The organism is Nostoc sp., from assembly GCF_036917515.1.
Classification (GTDB): domain Bacteria; phylum Cyanobacteriota; class Cyanobacteriia; order Cyanobacteriales; family Nostocaceae; genus Nostoc.
In genome coordinates, this window is the sequence record NZ_JBALDE010000220.1 from 1 (window position 1) to 14,693 (window position 14,693).

Consider the following 14,693-nt stretch of genomic DNA (forward strand, 5'->3'; position numbering starts at 1 on the left):
ATTTGCTCACAAGGTGCTGATATCTTCAATCTTTCAGCTTAAGCCTTGTGAGTTTTCTTACAATAGCCCCTCACTTTTAAAACATCCTCTTAACTAATGCACTTAGATATTGGAATCTTTTTTTTAACAAGTTTTTGAGTTTAGCATCCTGTTATATATCAATATCATTAAGCAAAAGTTCAGATATATATCTTTTTCTTTGTAATTTTTTTATAAAGGAGAAAAAATAGCTTTTTTAGTGTCTAAATGAAGATTATTTAAAGCGCGTAAATAATAGCTATAATAAACACACAGCTGAAAAAATTAAAATATACGATTATTTTTATAGGTATACTTACCAAATAAAAATAATTGTAATTACAATTTGATTGACAGTATTTTATATCTTGGCTTAGATGTGAGGAAAAGATTTTATGGCAAAATTATAGTACCCTACTTGGCTAAAAATGATTTATATAACCTCCAGATAGATGAATAGAAAAAATCGCAAAGAAATGTTGATTTTCAAGCAATTTATATCGCTGGAAGGAAGATAAAATATGCAAAAATTTATTGCATTGTGACGATAAGTTATTATAAAAGTATGAAACAAAACTAAAATATTAGACTTGGCAACAGTCAAGTAACATCATATTTATGATTGATTAATTTGTCTGTGTAAAATTACAGATATAGCTGTCAAAATTTACCAAATTGCTTGGCAATTTACCCTCAGTAGACTGAGTTTTGTCCTCTTTTTTTGTAGCTACTATATTGGTACTAAAAAGCAATCAGCTTGATCGAGGTAAGCCAAAATTCATAACAGTTCAAGTAACTCTTAACTTCTTGGTTAGAGATGGGTGTTTGTTTTAAAGCGATCGCTTATTTGCCTACTTTCTAAGTCACTATTCACGCTCTGTATACACCACTCTAACCCACCTGTAAACCAGTATTTCAGGATGATAATGATTCTGAAGCTTTATTTTTTGGTGTTTTAGCAGATGTTCTCCCCAAGTGGGTTTGACAAACTTGAGAGAAGAGAGAAGGTCAAATGGTTTCAATAGAGAATAACTTTGGAAATCTTTATTGAGTCAATAGTAGATGTCTCAAATTCCTTTATAAAATTTCATTGTCAGGCTTTACTGATGCTGTTAGTAGGGTTATTATCTTCAAAAGCAACTATGTGCTATTTATGCTGTCACAGTAGTAACAAATAAAGTGTAGTATTTTAATTTTTTTAGAAAATGATCAATCCTTTGACAAAACAAACATTTTTAATATTAATGGTATTACTTGTTTCCTGAGACAAACTCTGATAATCTTATCGGTTCCCTCATTAATTTAGACTCTTTCGACCATCTAAATATACAGCAGATAGCATGATAATGACAAATAAAAAATGGGCCGTTAAACGCATAACAGTTAATCTTGCAACACAGGAAGCGGAAAAACTAGAAAAATATTGCCAACAAACAGGTAGACCTGCAACTGATGTGATTCGTGAACTGATTAGAAGTTTGCCTGTCTCCGACGACAGCAAAGATGCAAACAACTAAGAAGTTACTTTCACAACTTATCCAAAAAACTGCTTTGGCACCAAAAAAATATCTCTGATACTTTTGAGAGTCCGTCACTATGGACAAAAGTTTGTCTAGATGATACAGACGCGTTTTTATCGCGTCTGGTCATTTGCCGGGACTAAAAAAAGTAATCACAGAGGTTTTAATATCGACATTGGCAAGTCTTAATATGCTGCTGGAGTTGATATTAAGTAGCAAATTCCGACACTAACCCAGTTACAATCTGTAAAGAAACTGAAAAGGAACGACGGAATGCGTGTTGCAATCGTAGGTGCGGGACTGGCTGGGCTAGCAACCGCAGTAGATCTAGCTGATGCTGGTTGTGAAGTCGAGATTTTTGAATCTCGTCCTTTTGTCGGTGGTAAAGTTGGCAGTTGGGTTGATGGAGATGGCAACCATCTAGAAATGGGGTTGCATGTATTTTTCGGGTGCTACTACCAACTATTTGACTTAATGAAAAAAGTGGGGGTGTTAGAAAACTTACGCCTCAAGGAACATACCCACACTTTTATTAATAAAGGGGGGCGCACTGGTGCTTTAGATTTTCGCTTTCTTACAGGTGCGCCTTTCAATGGTTTAAAGGCATTTTTCACTACTTCTCAACTATCGTTGCAGGATAAATTACAAAATGCGATCGCTTTGGGTACTAGTCCGATAGTTCGCGGATTGGTAGACTTTAATGGGGCGATGAAAACTATCCGCAATTTAGATAAAGTTAGCTTTGCCGATTGGTTTCGTAGTCATGGTGGAAGTAATGGCAGCATCAAGCGTATGTGGAACCCCATTGCTTACGCATTGGGATTTATAGATTGCGAAAATATGTCTGCCCGTTGTATGTTAACCATATTCCAGTTATTTGCAGTTAGAACTGAAGCTTCGGTTTTGCGAATGCTGGAAGGTTCTCCATCTGAATATTTACACAAACCAATTCTGGAATATCTGGAAGCTAGAGGCACCAAAGTTTATACGCGCCGACAAGTTCGGGAAATTCAGTTTACTGAGTCAGCCGAACAAACCCGTGTTACTGGTATAGTAGTTGCCCAAGGTGATGCAGTAGAAACGATCGCAGCTGATGCTTACGTTTTTGCCTGTGATGTTCCAGGAATTCAACGCATCCTACCCCAGAAGTGGCGTAAGTGGTCAGAATTTGACAATATCTACAAACTGGATGCAGTGCCAGTGGCCACAGTGCAGTTACGCTTTGATGGTTGGGTAACAGAACTGAACGATGGAGAGCAACGCAAACAACTAAACCATGCGGCTGGAATCGATAATTTACTTTACACAGCCGATGCTGACTTTTCTTGTTTTGCCGATTTAGCGGTGACTAGCCCTGCTGATTATTATCGCCCAGGACAGGGGTCTTTGTTACAGCTAGTGCTGACACCGGGAGATCCGTTTATTGCCCAAAGTAATGAAGCGATCGCCCAGCATGTTCTCAAGCAAGTCCATGAACTGTTTCCTTCGTCGCGGGAGCTAAAGATGACTTGGTACAGTGTTGTAAAGCTTGCTCAGTCTCTCTATCGAGAAGCGCCAGGGATGGATGCTTACCGTCCCAACCAAAAAACACCAGTAGATAATTTCTTCCTTGCAGGGAGTTATACTCAGCAAGACTACATTGACAGCATGGAAGGTGCTACTATTTCTGGACGACGTGCGGCAAAAGTGATTTTGGAGAGTTTAAAGAAATAAAAAACTCCAAAGGGTGCAAAGAACGCGATCGCAAAGCATCTTGTAGAGAAGGAACAAAAGAAATGTCAGACTGGTTAGAGCATACTGTGCAGGTAGAAGTAGAGGCTCCCATAGATTTAGTATGGAGCCTCTGGTCTGATTTAGAGCAAATGCCCCGGTGGATGAAGTGGATCGATTCGGTGAAACTTCCGCCAGATAATCCAGATATATCTCTTTGGAAATTAAAAACTGGCAGTCTAGAATTTAATTGGCAATCCCGAATTCTCAAAGTTATTCCCAACCAAATTATCCAATGGGAATCGGTTGATGGTTTGCCGAATCAGGGAGCGATTCGCTTTTACGATCGCCACAATAGTAGCATTGTCAAAATGACCATTTCCTATGCCATCCCCGGCATTCTTGGCAAAATTATGGATAACTTGTTTTTGGGGCGGATAGTTGAATCAACGATTCAAGCTGATTTGGAAAGGTTTAAAGAATACGCGCTGAATGTTAAAGGTAATTGATATAGATCGACTTCGATGCTTGTTCAAATATGCACAAAAATTCTTTGCTTGTTTTTTCGCGCTTATCAACAAACAAAGCGTAGGTTTTCGCTTTTCTCACTGATTATACTTTCCCCGTGGTAACAAAAGAGGGATCAGAAGGTGAAACTTTGAGATTAAAGCTTGATTGATGAGGTGGAGAACTGGAATTTTGCTATTGTGATTATAGAAAATCGTGTAAATCTTCAAAACTTTGACGCACAGCAACAGTATTAGGATGATTTGCGCCTAACCGACGCTCAAAAATATCTAATGCTTGTATGTACAAAAGTTCCGCTTCGCTGTATCTGCCTTGGTCACAGTAGAGTGCCGCTAGGTTCTTGAGGCTGTGTGCGACATCTGGATGTTCTTTTCCCAGCAGCTTGCGCCTGAGTGCCAAAGCTTCGATGAAAAGGGTTTCTGCTTCGCTCGCTGTATCTGCCTTGGTCACGGTAGAGATACGCTAAGTTATTGAGGTTAGTGGCTACATCTGGATGTTCATCTCCCAGCAGCTTGCGTTTGAGTTCCAAAGCTTGGATGTTCTTCGCCTAGACGTTTTTTGGTGATTTCTAGACACTGCTTACACCAAGGTAAAGATTCGTTATATAGCCCTTGACCATTGTGAAACAGAATGTTGTAAATGAACGCCCAAATTAAATCTTCATCACTGATGTATTGAATGAGATTCTTCGCTACTTCTGCTAAATGAGGTATTGCTGGGGTAACAGCGGTGATTTCCTTAAGGGTAGGAGTTTCAGGAATCTCCTTGGCAACTGCTACCATTACCTGGCAAAGCGATCGCTTCAATTCCTCTGCCTGTTCTAAACCTGTAAGCTTATCTTGGAAAAACTCCCGCAGCAGGGGATGTAGTTGATAAATTCCCTCACTTTTACGCTGGAGTAGATGTAAATTTAACAAATCACTTCTGATTAATGCGCAATCTTGAGCCTTATTATTTATCAGGTATTGTAATTGAGTTAGCCTTCCTGATTTGGAAATTGCTAGAACCGCAGGAAATAGAGGAGGGTGAATATTAGCAAATTGCGAAGTTAGGATGGGCATTTTTTTAATACCCACCCTAGTTGCCTAAACTAACGCTGGTGTATTTGCACACTTTACTTGAGGTGTTGCAACCATCCGCATTCCAGCTGGTGCAGCTAAAGTTAACCCACGGCGCACAGGACGCACGGGACGTTTATTCACTAGCGAAACTTGAAATTCTGACAAAACAGTTGCCAAGACAATTTTCATTTCATACTGGGCAAATGCCATTCCAATACAGCGACGATTACCGCCACCAAAGGGTAAATATTCATAAGGCGAATATTGTCTTCCTAAAAAGCGTTCTGGTTTGAACTGCTTGGATTGTGGGTAAACTTCTTGGCGATGATGCGCTAAATAAATACTGGGGACTATTGCCGTTCCTTCTGGCAGTTCGTAGCCCATAATTGTAATTGGGTTCTTCACAATCCGCACAAAAGCAGTCATGGCAATTGGGTAAATTCGCAATGTTTCTTGGCAAACTGCTGTCAAATACGGCAATTTAGCCACACTACTCAAATCAGGGGTAACTCCAATGGTGTTGAGTTCCTTTTGCAACTTCTCACGCACCTCTGGTAAATGGTCAATCCAGTAAAAAGCCCATGTCAATGCAGAAGCGGTAGTTTCATGTCCCGCAACTAGCAGCGTCATTAACTCGTCGTGTAATTCTTCATCTGACATCGCTTGACCATCGTCATAACGAGCTGCCATCATCAAACTCAAGATATCTTGGCGATCTCGATCGAGTTCAGCCCGACGTTCTCGAAGCAAAGCATAAATAAGTTGATCGATTTTTTGCCGTTGTTGCAGAATCCAACCCCACGGACTCCACGCCCCAAAATCTTTTTGCATGAACCGGAAAAAGAAGGCACTGGACATTACGGGCGAACTAATGAAATCTAGTAAATCACTTAGCGATCGCCTCAATTCTTCAAATAGCTGTCCTTCATTCAAACCAAATACAACCCGGAGAATAACACGCAAGGTGATTTCTTGCATCAACTTACGGATATTAAAAGGCTTGCCAATTTGCCATTCATTACTTACCTGTTGGGTTATTTCCCGAATTTCCTCGCCGTAAGCCCGCATTCTTTCGCCATGAAAGGGAGGAGCTAACAATTGCCGTTGGCGCTGGTGGCGATTGCCATCCGCTAACATAAAGGAGCGATCGCCAAGTAAAAATTTTAGTCCTATGTTCCCTCTGCCAACCTCAAAATGTCTGGAATCAGCAGTAAAAATCTGCTCAAGCGCTTGGGGTTGACTAAAATACACAAGATGGTTATCCGAGCGATTACTCCTGATCGTGAAAGTGTCACCGTAGGTTTGGGCAAAATCATCCACATATTTCAGTGGCTGACTAATAAACTTGATCATCCGTAACCAGCGCGGCATTTGAGGCCCATCGGGCAAATTGTAAGTTGTTGTCATAAAATTTTGGGGAGTTGATGGCTTCTGAATTTTATTGTTACGACTTTTCATGTTACTTAGGGTTACAGAAAGCGGTATATTCATCATTGGGGACTAGAGACTGGAAACTGGGGACTGAAAAAGAAGACAAAGAGGATAATAATAACTCTTGTACAGATGCGATTAATCGCGTCTCTACTCCTAACTCAGCACTCAGCACTCCTAACTCAGCACTCAAAAGGCAGCATCGGAAGCAAGCAGTGCCAAAAATCATCGCTATTCTCAACGGTAAAGGAGGAGTCGGTAAAACGACTACCGCAGTCAATCTGGCTGCAAACTTTGCGAAGAAAAAAAAGGTGCTGCTGATTGATGCAGATATTCAAGGTTCTGCCAGTTGGTGGTTTGGGCGCAGTCAGCAGGGAATGGGATTTGATTTATCTCAAGAAACCGATCCCACACTTTTAGGTGATTTAGCAAAGATAACAGGTTACGATTTAGTAGTGGTAGATACACCTCCCGCGCTACGCTCTGAAGCATTAGTGGCGGTAGTTGCGATCGCAGATTATCTAGTTTTGCCTACACCCCCAGCCGCAATGGATTTAGCAATCCTCGTGGAAACAGTAAAGGAAGCCGTCATCCCAGTGGGAACCCCCCATCGGGTATTGCTCACCAAAGTCGATACGCGCAGTCTGGGGGAAGCACAAGAAGCAAAAAACACTCTGACTCGCTTAGGTATTCCTACTTGTAATACTTTCATCCGTGCTTATAAAGCTCATGAACGAGCAGCACTAGAAGGTGTAGCGATTACTCAATGGCGAGGAGGAAATGCACGGGAGGCGGAATTAGATTACCGCCGTGCAGCTGATGAATTACAGCGTGATTGGAGAAAATAATAATGGCTAGGAAACAAAGTCTCTCTGAATTACTACAAGAAGAGGCACAAAAATTTACACCTCCAGAAGGTGAATCTGCGATCGAAGTTACAGCAGAAAAAATTGCCGCAGAACAGGCTTCATCTGATGAAGAATCATCAGAGCAAACACTTGAGCCAACTTCTACTAAACGCACAAGTCTCACTAAGGCTGATTTAGAAGCAACTGTCAAAGACTTGACGAGTAATCTAGAAATAAGTCACAAAAAAGAAGCATCTCTTGAACAAGAAATTGCTGATTTGCAATCAAAATTATCTAAACAAAAAACCTTTGCATCAGAACAAAAATCATTACTAGAACAGCTAACAAAAGAACTTGAAGAAGCAAAAAAAGTAGCACTGCAACTTGCAGAAGCAAATTCCCAGCTTATAGAAGAAATTAATGCTTTCAAACAACAAGCAGAGCAAAAAGCAAAAGAAAAATCTAAACTTGTTGTCAAAGAAAGTAGCGCCATCAGACCAGTAAAAGACCATTACAATCCACTTAACTATAAAAAATCACATCGCTCATCGGAAACACTAGCTCAAAATCAACCTCAAAATCAACCTCAAAATCAACCGAATGAGTATCCTGATAGTTCTAATGAAATGTGGTTACTTGACTAAAGTCAGTTAATCTTGGCTTGCCCTCTCCTACCCTACGGTGTACGCGCAAATCAAAAAAAGCCCGATTTTTTATTGTTCTGTCTTTCTCTTCGTTCCCATATTCTGGGAACGAGGAGAAAGACAGCCAATTTTAAAGTACCTCTCCCAAGCTTGGGAGAAAGATTTAGGGTGAGGGCGTTTGATTCATCCAAGAAATCTATTGGAAAGCAACTGTAAAAACTATTAGAAATAATCGGTGAGTTTGTAGTGAGTAATCAATCGCTTAAAACAAGAATTATCAGTACTAAAGTCGTTACTACAAACTTTATATTTTTACGGCTAGCTAATTAATGAGTTCACCACAAAAGTTTAAAATATACTGAGCAGTTATTTGTGGTTGTTCCAAGTGTGGGAGATGACCACAATCTTGAATCCAGGTGAGAGTACTGTGTGGAATTGCCCTTTTTAATTTCATAGCATCCTCAGTACCCAAAATTTTATCAGAATCGCCCCATAAAATTAGTGTTTGTTGCACAATTTGTGATACTATCTCAAATCTAAAAGCACTGTAACCACCACTTTTAGTGAAAGAAATTAGAGCTTGATGCCAACTCGGCATTTGTAAGTGTAATGCCCCACAACATAGCGCATCGATAGAGGCAAGAGTTTGATTTTTATATCCAATGCGAGAAACGCGATCGCGCACCTTCAGATTACTCAAAAACTGAGTTGCTAAATAATCTAATGGGGGAAACATGAATTTGCTCAATGGCGAACCACTCGCTAACCCTGCACTATCAATTAACACCAGCTTTTTGACTGTTTCTGGGTAAGCCAGCGTAAAATCAATCGCCGTCGCACCCCCCATCGAAGCGCCCACCAAAATTACAGGTTGGTTAATCAGACATTTCCAGAAATAATAAAGATGGGTTTTAATCGCAGTTGGGCTATAGGCAATTCCTGAAAGCCTATCTGTAAATCCAAAACCCAGCAAATCCACTGCCCAAGTTTCATTATCTCCAGAAAGCAATGGCAAAAGCCGCCGAAATTCTAATACAGAACTGTCAAAGCCGTGAATTAATAAAATCGGAGTTCCACCACACCCTTGCTTGACAAATGTTGTAGTAATTGGTTGATTAGTTAAAGGAGTAGTGATCGCAGTTGTTTGAATACTCCGGGCTAGTGCGATCGAAGTAGGCTCTGTTAATTGCCTAACTGCTTTAGGAAGAAAATTCGGAAACATAAATTTCAGTTTATCGTACTAGCTTACTTCCACGCATAACTGATTTTGTTAAACAATAAACTTACACAATCTAAGATGCTGAGGTATTATTTGTAATATAAATATAAACCAGTGGGCTATCAAAATATTCTAACTCCCAAAAGAGGCGATGAATCGCGTCTCTACTCCTCCAAAAAATATGGCATCAAAGAAAGTTTTCCAAAATGTCAAAATTGGGACTAAAGCCACGTACAATTAAAATCGCCTATCCCTTAATCCAGGAGCTAATGCTATGCCAATGGCCGTTGGCGTAATTGAAACTTTAGGTTTTCCTAGTGTCTTAGCAGCGGCAGATGCAATGGTTAAAGCTGGCGAAGTCACAATTGTGTACTATGGTCAAGCTGAAAGCGCTCGTTTATTAGTCGCCGTCCGGGGACACGTTGCTGAGGTAAAAAGAGCTGTTGAAGCCGGAATCGCGGCTGGAGAGGAAGTAAAGGTTGGTACAGTAATTACCCACTACATCGTTCCTAATCCTCCGAAAAATGTCGAAACCATATTACCAATCCATTTCACTGAAGAATCAGAACCTTTCCGCATCTTCTAAGCAATTTTGCTATCCAAATCTGTAGCGAAGCTTCGTACAATTAACTTGTAGCCCCCATATCGTTTATTCATACAGGAGATTAATAATGTCATTACAGGCAGTTGGAGCACTCGAAACTAAAGGTTTTCCTGCGGTGCTAGCAGCAGCAGATGCTATGCTCAAAGCTGGTCGAGTTACCCTTGTTGGTTATATCAGAGTGGGTAGCGCCCGTTTTACAGTTAATATTCGTGGCGATGTTTCTGAAGTAAAGACAGCTATGGCTGCTGGTATTGAAGCCGCAGAAAATGTTTATGGCGGTACTCTAGAATCCTGGGTGATTATTCCTCGTCCCCATGAAAACGTTGAAGCTGTTCTGCCAATTGCTTACACAGAACAAGTCCAAAGCTATCGAGAATCTGTAGAAAATCCCATTGTTAGATCGAACAATCGATAGATTTAACCTTTTGCGGGGGAATTCAAAACAAAAAATTCTCATAAATGAATTAAAAGAGAAGTTTCTTGTCAGGCTTCTGATTATCAAAACTTTAGAGGATTACATTCTTTCTGTTTTTAGATTTTGCATAAGTTGAATTTTGAGGCAGGAGGAAAGCAACAGTCAAAGTCAATAGTCATAACTAATATTGACTGTTGACTATTCATTTTTAGGAATATAAAAGCTTTAAGAAAAACTTAGCAATATTAAAGGTGTAGTTGTGACTGAAGCTAGTTTAAAAAAAAATTTGCCTAATCCCTACTATCCAGAATAGCGTAGGCGTAGCCCGTTATAGACATCGCCACATAAGATACTGAGACTAATTCCACGCTATAACGATAGTATTTATTTAATATTTTATACAACTACTTACCAAATAAAAACCTCTGAAATCGCTAATTACCGTACATACACTTAATAAAACCAACAAATATCAGAGAATGTGACTTAATACGATTCAGCTAAAGCGCGCTCCTCTTTAAAAAGCAGGAAATTAAGTCAATTTATCAGAGGGGTTGGGGAATCTTCTAGGGCAAAATCTCATTAATACCAAGGATATTTAGATTTAACTAAGTATTCTACTACGTAAAGGGTTGTAGAAGGTTGAAACTTATACGGGTGGAATAACGTCTGACATTGAGTTAAATTAGATTCGTTCCTCAATCTGTTACAAAATGTTATATTTACCCGATTCATTTCATGCAAGGTGTATCCTCACCACTTTAAGCAGATTTCTGTTCTCAACTAAAAAACATAACTTTACAAAAAGCTTCAATTAATATAATTGCTCCAAATGCTTGATATACATGGCTTTTAGTAATTTTGGATTGAAAGCAAAATATCAAAATAGAACTTTCTGCATAATTTTAGTGAATTCAGACGTAATAAAAGTAGAATCACTAAGCTATTTTCATGAAACTCATGAAATCTGGGGCAGCTACCAGTTAAACAATTAGGTGGGGCGAATGGGGGTTGTGATGCAAACTTCAAAATTGAGTTTCGAGGAATGCAATCTCACTATGACAATGGATGTAGAAAAACTGGCTCTAGATTGGCAAAAGCGCTTGGCTGTGGAATGTCCAGATCAAAATGAAGCCGCTAGGCAAAGCATTATTCTCTGGCTGTTGGGATCTGACTCAAAACGGTTCGATCTGTATAATCCTAAAGAACTCGATATCGCCAAACAAGCGATGGAATATCGCTGGAGGATTTTACGTCAACGCTACTTGGGGCTGGGGCGAGAACGTGCATATCGCAACTTGATAACGCGATTGGGGAGTTTAGTAACATTACGGAATAAAATTCAGACTTGGGTTTCTCTCAGCCGCGATCGCCAGCGTAGTGTAATCGACGTATTACAAGAAGTACTCCAAGAACTACTGCAAAGTGACAGTCAGATGCAACAACAAATGGTTGATATTGCCAAATATACAACTGATAGACGATTGGGGGATGCTCTATTATTTGCCAGTGTAGAAGAATATTGTCTGCGACCAGTACGGAATCAACCCCTATTAGCTTACCGATTTGTGAATTATTTGCGTCGCACTCAGCGCGGTGGTTTAACCCAAGTACCGGGCCGTGACTTGGTTAGACTAGTGTCAGAAGAAGTTCTTACAGAGGACAGTGACAATCGAGTTAACTTAGTCGATAGTCAGGCGATCGCAGAATATCAAGAAGTACAACAACTAGAAGAACAACAAGGGCTGCGCCAGTCAGTACAAAAAGAATTTGAAAATTATTTGCAAGAAAATTTAGGAATAGATGCAGTGGAATGGCTACGATTGTATCTGCAAGGTAAGTCCCAAGAAGAGATTTCCCAAAGACTAAATAAGCCGACGAAAGAAGTCTACCGTCTGCGAGAAAAAATTAGTTACCATGCTGTACGTGTTTTTGCCCTCAAAGGTAAACCAGAACTTGTAGACAGCTGGCTCTCAATTTCCTTGCAAGAACATAACTTGGGATTAACCCAGAACCAATGGCAACAACTTAATGAAAAATTGACTCCTCTAGGGCGGCAGATTTTAAATTTGCGGAGAGCGGGTAATTCAATAGAAGCCATAGCCGAACAATTAAAACTCAAAACCCATCAAGTGCTGGGCGAATGGACGAAAGTCTATCTTGGAGCTCAAGCTTTAAGAACCCAGGAGTAACCTGTAGTGGAAAATGGAGAATTGGAAACAGGGGAGCAGGGGGAATAATTAATACCCAATGCCCAATACTTCGGCTTCTCTACAAGACGCTACGCAAACGCTCAGTACAAGTGCCCAATGCCCAATCTTCAGTATTATCCCCAGTCCATAATCTAAAATTCATCTTCTACTTACATTTACTTAAGTATATATAATTGAAATTTATACAATCTAACAAAGTATCTTTATTAACTACCTATTGAATTAGAGGCAAAATATAAGTAAACACCAACCAATCAAATCTATGTTGTCTTCAAAGGGCGAACTAAATGATACCGCAGCAAATGGACAGCAAATACTAACTGCCGCTCAAACTAGGTGGGAAGAAGGAAGCGATCGCGAACAAATACTCTATCTGATTGATAATCTTTTGTCCTTTGAAGCTTGCCTCTACCACCAGATTTTGCCCTTTGGATTAAAAGACAAAAACCTCTTGCTAGGTATGGTTCATCCACAAGACAGCGAAGCCCTAGATTATGTTGGTCGCATTTTGTCTTCTATCAATTGCACAATGGTAATTGAGTTGATCGCAGCCGATGCCCACCGCAGAATATTATTAGCCTACCTCAACCATAAAAATACATCTCAGCTAGATGCAAAACTTGTGCATCAGGCAATAGTGGATTCTCCCCCAACAAATAACCCAGCTACGATTGCTGACACACCTAGTCCTTCTCCAGATGCCGACTTGGAATCAAATCAACAACCAATATTGATGGTATTTCAGACACAAAAGTGTCAAAATTCTGGACAGCAGGTAGACTTGTCTCCAATACCACAGCTAGACCAATCATCTCAAACTACAACGTTCTTGACCCCTGTTTTCAGAACTCAACAAAAAGAGAATTCTGAAGCCACATCATCAAACAATTTACCTATTTTGCCCATACAAGCTTCCGAACTATTAAGTTCGATTGAGTTGCTAAAAACACTGCCAACAAAAAAAATATTAGAAGAATTACTAAGGCAAATTTTCACTGGGGGAATTGGTCGTCTGTACTTAGAAAGACAAGCTTATGAAGGCAGAATACTGTGGAGTGACAATGGAGTTTTGCAGTCTGTATTAGACAAACTGCCACTCTCAGTTTTCCAAGGCGTACTGAATGAATTAAAGCGGTTTGCTTCCCTGCCTGTAACCACGGTTGCAGAACCAAAACAGGTAGAAAAGGAATACGTATATCAAAAAAATCGCTTATTATTACGTTTGCGAGTCATGCCGGGAATCCATGGCGAAGAGGCGACACTCCAAGTATTGCGGGGAGCAGCATTAAAGTTCTATCAACAACAGCAGTTAACACGTCTAGGCCGCGATGCTTTAGGAATTTCTCAGCAACTAAGCATCAAGTTACATGAACTACAAGAACAACTTTTACTGAATCCTAGCCTTGATTCTCAGCAATTAGAAGCTTTAGTTGCCCTGAATCAATTAGTGAAAAATTTAGACCAACAGATCAAAATACTGGCACTAAATAGCAATCTACCAACAAAGAGTAAATCATCTGTCAGTAAGTGAAAACGCTGATTTCGTTCGCATACATAATTGTTATGTTGTAATGGAATCCTAGACTGATAAAGCTTAAAGATTCATCTCTAAATAAATACAAATTTTGCGATCGTATTCTAAGTAAGATTACGGTTTAAACAAACTTAATAGTAGCAAAGTTAGTTTCCCGCTCTTAAATCCTATTGTTGCAAATATTTCATGCTAACTGAGGTTTTTAGTGAACTTTTCCCCTTAATGAGTACAGCCAACCCACAGACCTTGGAATGGCTACTCAACGTTGCAATTGAACATGAATACCCATCTGGGCGAGCCGTTGTGATGGAAGATGCCTGGGGTAACGCCGTTTACTTCGTGGTTTCTGGTTGGGTCAAAGTTCGGCGTACCGTCGGAGAAGATTCAGTAGCTTTGGCAATTTTTGGGCGTGGCGATTTTTTTGGAGAAATGGCAATTTTGGATGAATCTCCACGTTCAACTGATGTCATTGCCCTTTCATCGGTGAAGTTGCTTAGTATCTCCAGAGAGCGGTTTATTCAAATATTGTTTAAAGACCCGCAGTTACACCACCGAATGTTGCAACTGATGGTGCGGCGATTGCGACAAATTAACCTGCGCTTACAAATGCGGTCTTCACCACCAGCGGTCAAACTCGCCCATACCCTAGTGACTTTAGGTGAAAGCTATGGTCAGGAATCAGACTTAGGAAGAGAAATTTTTAATATTCCCTTTAAAGATTTAGCAGAGGTAACAGAGATCGGCGTTGAAGAAACCACCAAAATCATGGAAAAACTGCATGAAAAACGGTGGATAAAAATTGATAGCGCCAACAATATCACTTATCTTGTGAACTTTAAACAGTTGATGAACTTGGCTGGCAAAGTGTAATTTTTTTATCCGATTCTCTACAAGACACTTTGCATAGCTTACTTCTTTGTAAGTTTAACGCCAGAGATTTTGAATAAT

General features: G+C 39.9%; 15 protein-coding genes. 10 read left to right on the forward strand and 5 right to left on the reverse strand.

Annotated features, from left to right (window positions below):
- Positions 1–1,358: 1,358 nt before the first annotated feature.
- The 3 genes from V7K89_RS28745 (at position 1,359) to V7K89_RS28755 (ending at position 3,757) form a co-directional block, all read left to right on the forward strand.
- On the forward strand, positions 1,359–1,535 hold the full coding sequence (locus tag V7K89_RS28745) for a CopG family transcriptional regulator (RefSeq protein ID WP_292857258.1): 177 nt from the start codon (positions 1,359–1,361) through the stop codon (positions 1,533–1,535).
- Between the two features lie 276 nt (positions 1,536–1,811).
- Entirely contained in the window at positions 1,812–3,251 is a 1,440-nt protein-coding gene (gene zds, locus V7K89_RS28750; protein ID WP_335193351.1) for a 9,9'-di-cis-zeta-carotene desaturase, read from the forward strand.
- A gap of 62 nt (positions 3,252–3,313) precedes the next feature.
- The gene (locus V7K89_RS28755; RefSeq protein WP_335193353.1) at positions 3,314–3,757 is read left to right on the forward strand and encodes an SRPBCC family protein; all 444 of its coding nucleotides are present in this window, start codon (positions 3,314–3,316) and stop codon (positions 3,755–3,757) included.
- Positions 3,758–3,959: 202 nt separating this feature from the next.
- On the opposite strand, the gene V7K89_RS28760 is transcribed toward V7K89_RS28755, so the two are convergent.
- From V7K89_RS28760 to V7K89_RS28775, 4 genes are read right to left on the reverse strand one after another with little or no spacing between them, the layout of a single operon-like run.
- A complete protein-coding gene (locus tag V7K89_RS28760; RefSeq protein ID WP_442941785.1) occupies positions 3,960–4,175 on the reverse strand; it encodes a tetratricopeptide repeat protein in 216 nt (71 codons plus the stop codon).
- Positions 4,093–4,305 (reverse strand): tetratricopeptide repeat protein, encoded by a 213-nt coding sequence (locus V7K89_RS36155; RefSeq protein ID WP_442941786.1) that lies wholly within the window; start codon positions 4,303–4,305, stop codon positions 4,093–4,095. Before V7K89_RS36155 ends, V7K89_RS28760 begins: the two co-directional genes overlap by 83 nt.
- The gene (locus V7K89_RS28770) at positions 4,274–4,837 is read right to left on the reverse strand and encodes a tetratricopeptide repeat protein (protein ID WP_335193358.1); all 564 of its coding nucleotides are present in this window, start codon (positions 4,835–4,837) and stop codon (positions 4,274–4,276) included. The genes V7K89_RS36155 and V7K89_RS28770 overlap by 32 nt, the downstream gene beginning before the upstream one ends.
- Positions 4,838–4,861: 24 nt before the next feature.
- The gene (locus V7K89_RS28775; protein ID WP_335193360.1) at positions 4,862–6,244 is read right to left on the reverse strand and encodes a cytochrome P450; all 1,383 of its coding nucleotides are present in this window, start codon (positions 6,242–6,244) and stop codon (positions 4,862–4,864) included.
- 239 nt (positions 6,245–6,483) lie between these two features.
- Between V7K89_RS28775 and V7K89_RS28780 the strand changes: the two genes are divergently transcribed.
- Positions 6,484–7,116, forward strand: a complete 633-nt coding sequence (locus tag V7K89_RS28780; RefSeq protein WP_334912503.1) for a ParA family protein — start codon at positions 6,484–6,486, stop codon at positions 7,114–7,116.
- Between the two features lie 2 nt (positions 7,117–7,118).
- A complete protein-coding gene (locus V7K89_RS28785) occupies positions 7,119–7,760 on the forward strand; it encodes a hypothetical protein (RefSeq protein ID WP_335193362.1) in 642 nt (213 codons plus the stop codon).
- 322 nt (positions 7,761–8,082) lie between these two features.
- Here the strand turns inward: V7K89_RS28785 and V7K89_RS28790 are convergent, their stop codons facing one another.
- Positions 8,083–8,982 carry an alpha/beta fold hydrolase gene (locus V7K89_RS28790; protein ID WP_335193364.1) on the reverse strand — a complete coding sequence of 300 codons (900 nt, stop codon included), beginning with the start codon at positions 8,980–8,982 and terminating at the stop codon, positions 8,083–8,085.
- A gap of 271 nt (positions 8,983–9,253) precedes the next feature.
- On the opposite strand from V7K89_RS28790, the gene V7K89_RS28795 reads away from it, so the two are divergent.
- The 5 genes from V7K89_RS28795 (at position 9,254) to V7K89_RS28815 (ending at position 14,615) form a co-directional block, all read left to right on the forward strand.
- A complete protein-coding gene (locus tag V7K89_RS28795) occupies positions 9,254–9,565 on the forward strand; it encodes a carbon dioxide-concentrating mechanism protein CcmK (protein ID WP_335193366.1) in 312 nt (103 codons plus the stop codon).
- 85 nt (positions 9,566–9,650) lie between these two features.
- Entirely contained in the window at positions 9,651–9,998 is a 348-nt protein-coding gene (locus V7K89_RS28800; protein WP_335193368.1) for a carbon dioxide-concentrating mechanism protein CcmK, read from the forward strand.
- Between the two features lie 1,004 nt (positions 9,999–11,002).
- On the forward strand, positions 11,003–12,190 hold the full coding sequence (locus V7K89_RS28805) for a HetZ-related protein 2 (RefSeq protein WP_335193370.1): 1,188 nt from the start codon (positions 11,003–11,005) through the stop codon (positions 12,188–12,190).
- A gap of 283 nt (positions 12,191–12,473) precedes the next feature.
- Positions 12,474–13,742: a pilus assembly protein PilB gene (locus V7K89_RS28810; protein WP_335193372.1), complete on the forward strand. Its 1,269-nt coding sequence runs from the start codon at positions 12,474–12,476 to the stop codon at positions 13,740–13,742.
- 189 nt (positions 13,743–13,931) lie between these two features.
- A complete protein-coding gene (locus V7K89_RS28815; protein WP_335193374.1) occupies positions 13,932–14,615 on the forward strand; it encodes a Crp/Fnr family transcriptional regulator in 684 nt (227 codons plus the stop codon).
- The last annotated feature ends 78 nt before the right edge of the window (positions 14,616–14,693 follow it).

Bases quoted from the DNA above. Each gene is read 5' to 3' on its own strand.
- V7K89_RS28745 (WP_292857258.1), top strand. From the start codon at position 1,359: ATGATAATGACAAATAAAAAATGGGCCGTTAAACGCATAACAGTTAAT.
- zds (WP_335193351.1), top strand. From the start codon at position 1,812: ATGCGTGTTGCAATCGTAGGTGCGGGACTGGCTGGGCTAGCAACCGCA.
- V7K89_RS28755 (WP_335193353.1), top strand. From the start codon at position 3,314: ATGTCAGACTGGTTAGAGCATACTGTGCAGGTAGAAGTAGAGGCTCCC.
- V7K89_RS28770 (WP_335193358.1), bottom strand. From the start codon at position 4,837: ATGCCCATCCTAACTTCGCAATTTGCTAATATTCACCCTCCTCTATTT.
- V7K89_RS28775 (WP_335193360.1), bottom strand. From the start codon at position 6,244: ATGACAACAACTTACAATTTGCCCGATGGGCCTCAAATGCCGCGCTGG.
- V7K89_RS28785 (WP_335193362.1), top strand. From the start codon at position 7,119: ATGGCTAGGAAACAAAGTCTCTCTGAATTACTACAAGAAGAGGCACAA.
- V7K89_RS28790 (WP_335193364.1), bottom strand. From the start codon at position 8,982: ATGTTTCCGAATTTTCTTCCTAAAGCAGTTAGGCAATTAACAGAGCCT.
- V7K89_RS28795 (WP_335193366.1), top strand. From the start codon at position 9,254: ATGCCAATGGCCGTTGGCGTAATTGAAACTTTAGGTTTTCCTAGTGTC.
- V7K89_RS28800 (WP_335193368.1), top strand. From the start codon at position 9,651: ATGTCATTACAGGCAGTTGGAGCACTCGAAACTAAAGGTTTTCCTGCG.
- V7K89_RS28805 (WP_335193370.1), top strand. From the start codon at position 11,003: ATGGGGGTTGTGATGCAAACTTCAAAATTGAGTTTCGAGGAATGCAAT.
- V7K89_RS28810 (WP_335193372.1), top strand. From the start codon at position 12,474: ATGTTGTCTTCAAAGGGCGAACTAAATGATACCGCAGCAAATGGACAG.
- V7K89_RS28815 (WP_335193374.1), top strand. From the start codon at position 13,932: ATGCTAACTGAGGTTTTTAGTGAACTTTTCCCCTTAATGAGTACAGCC.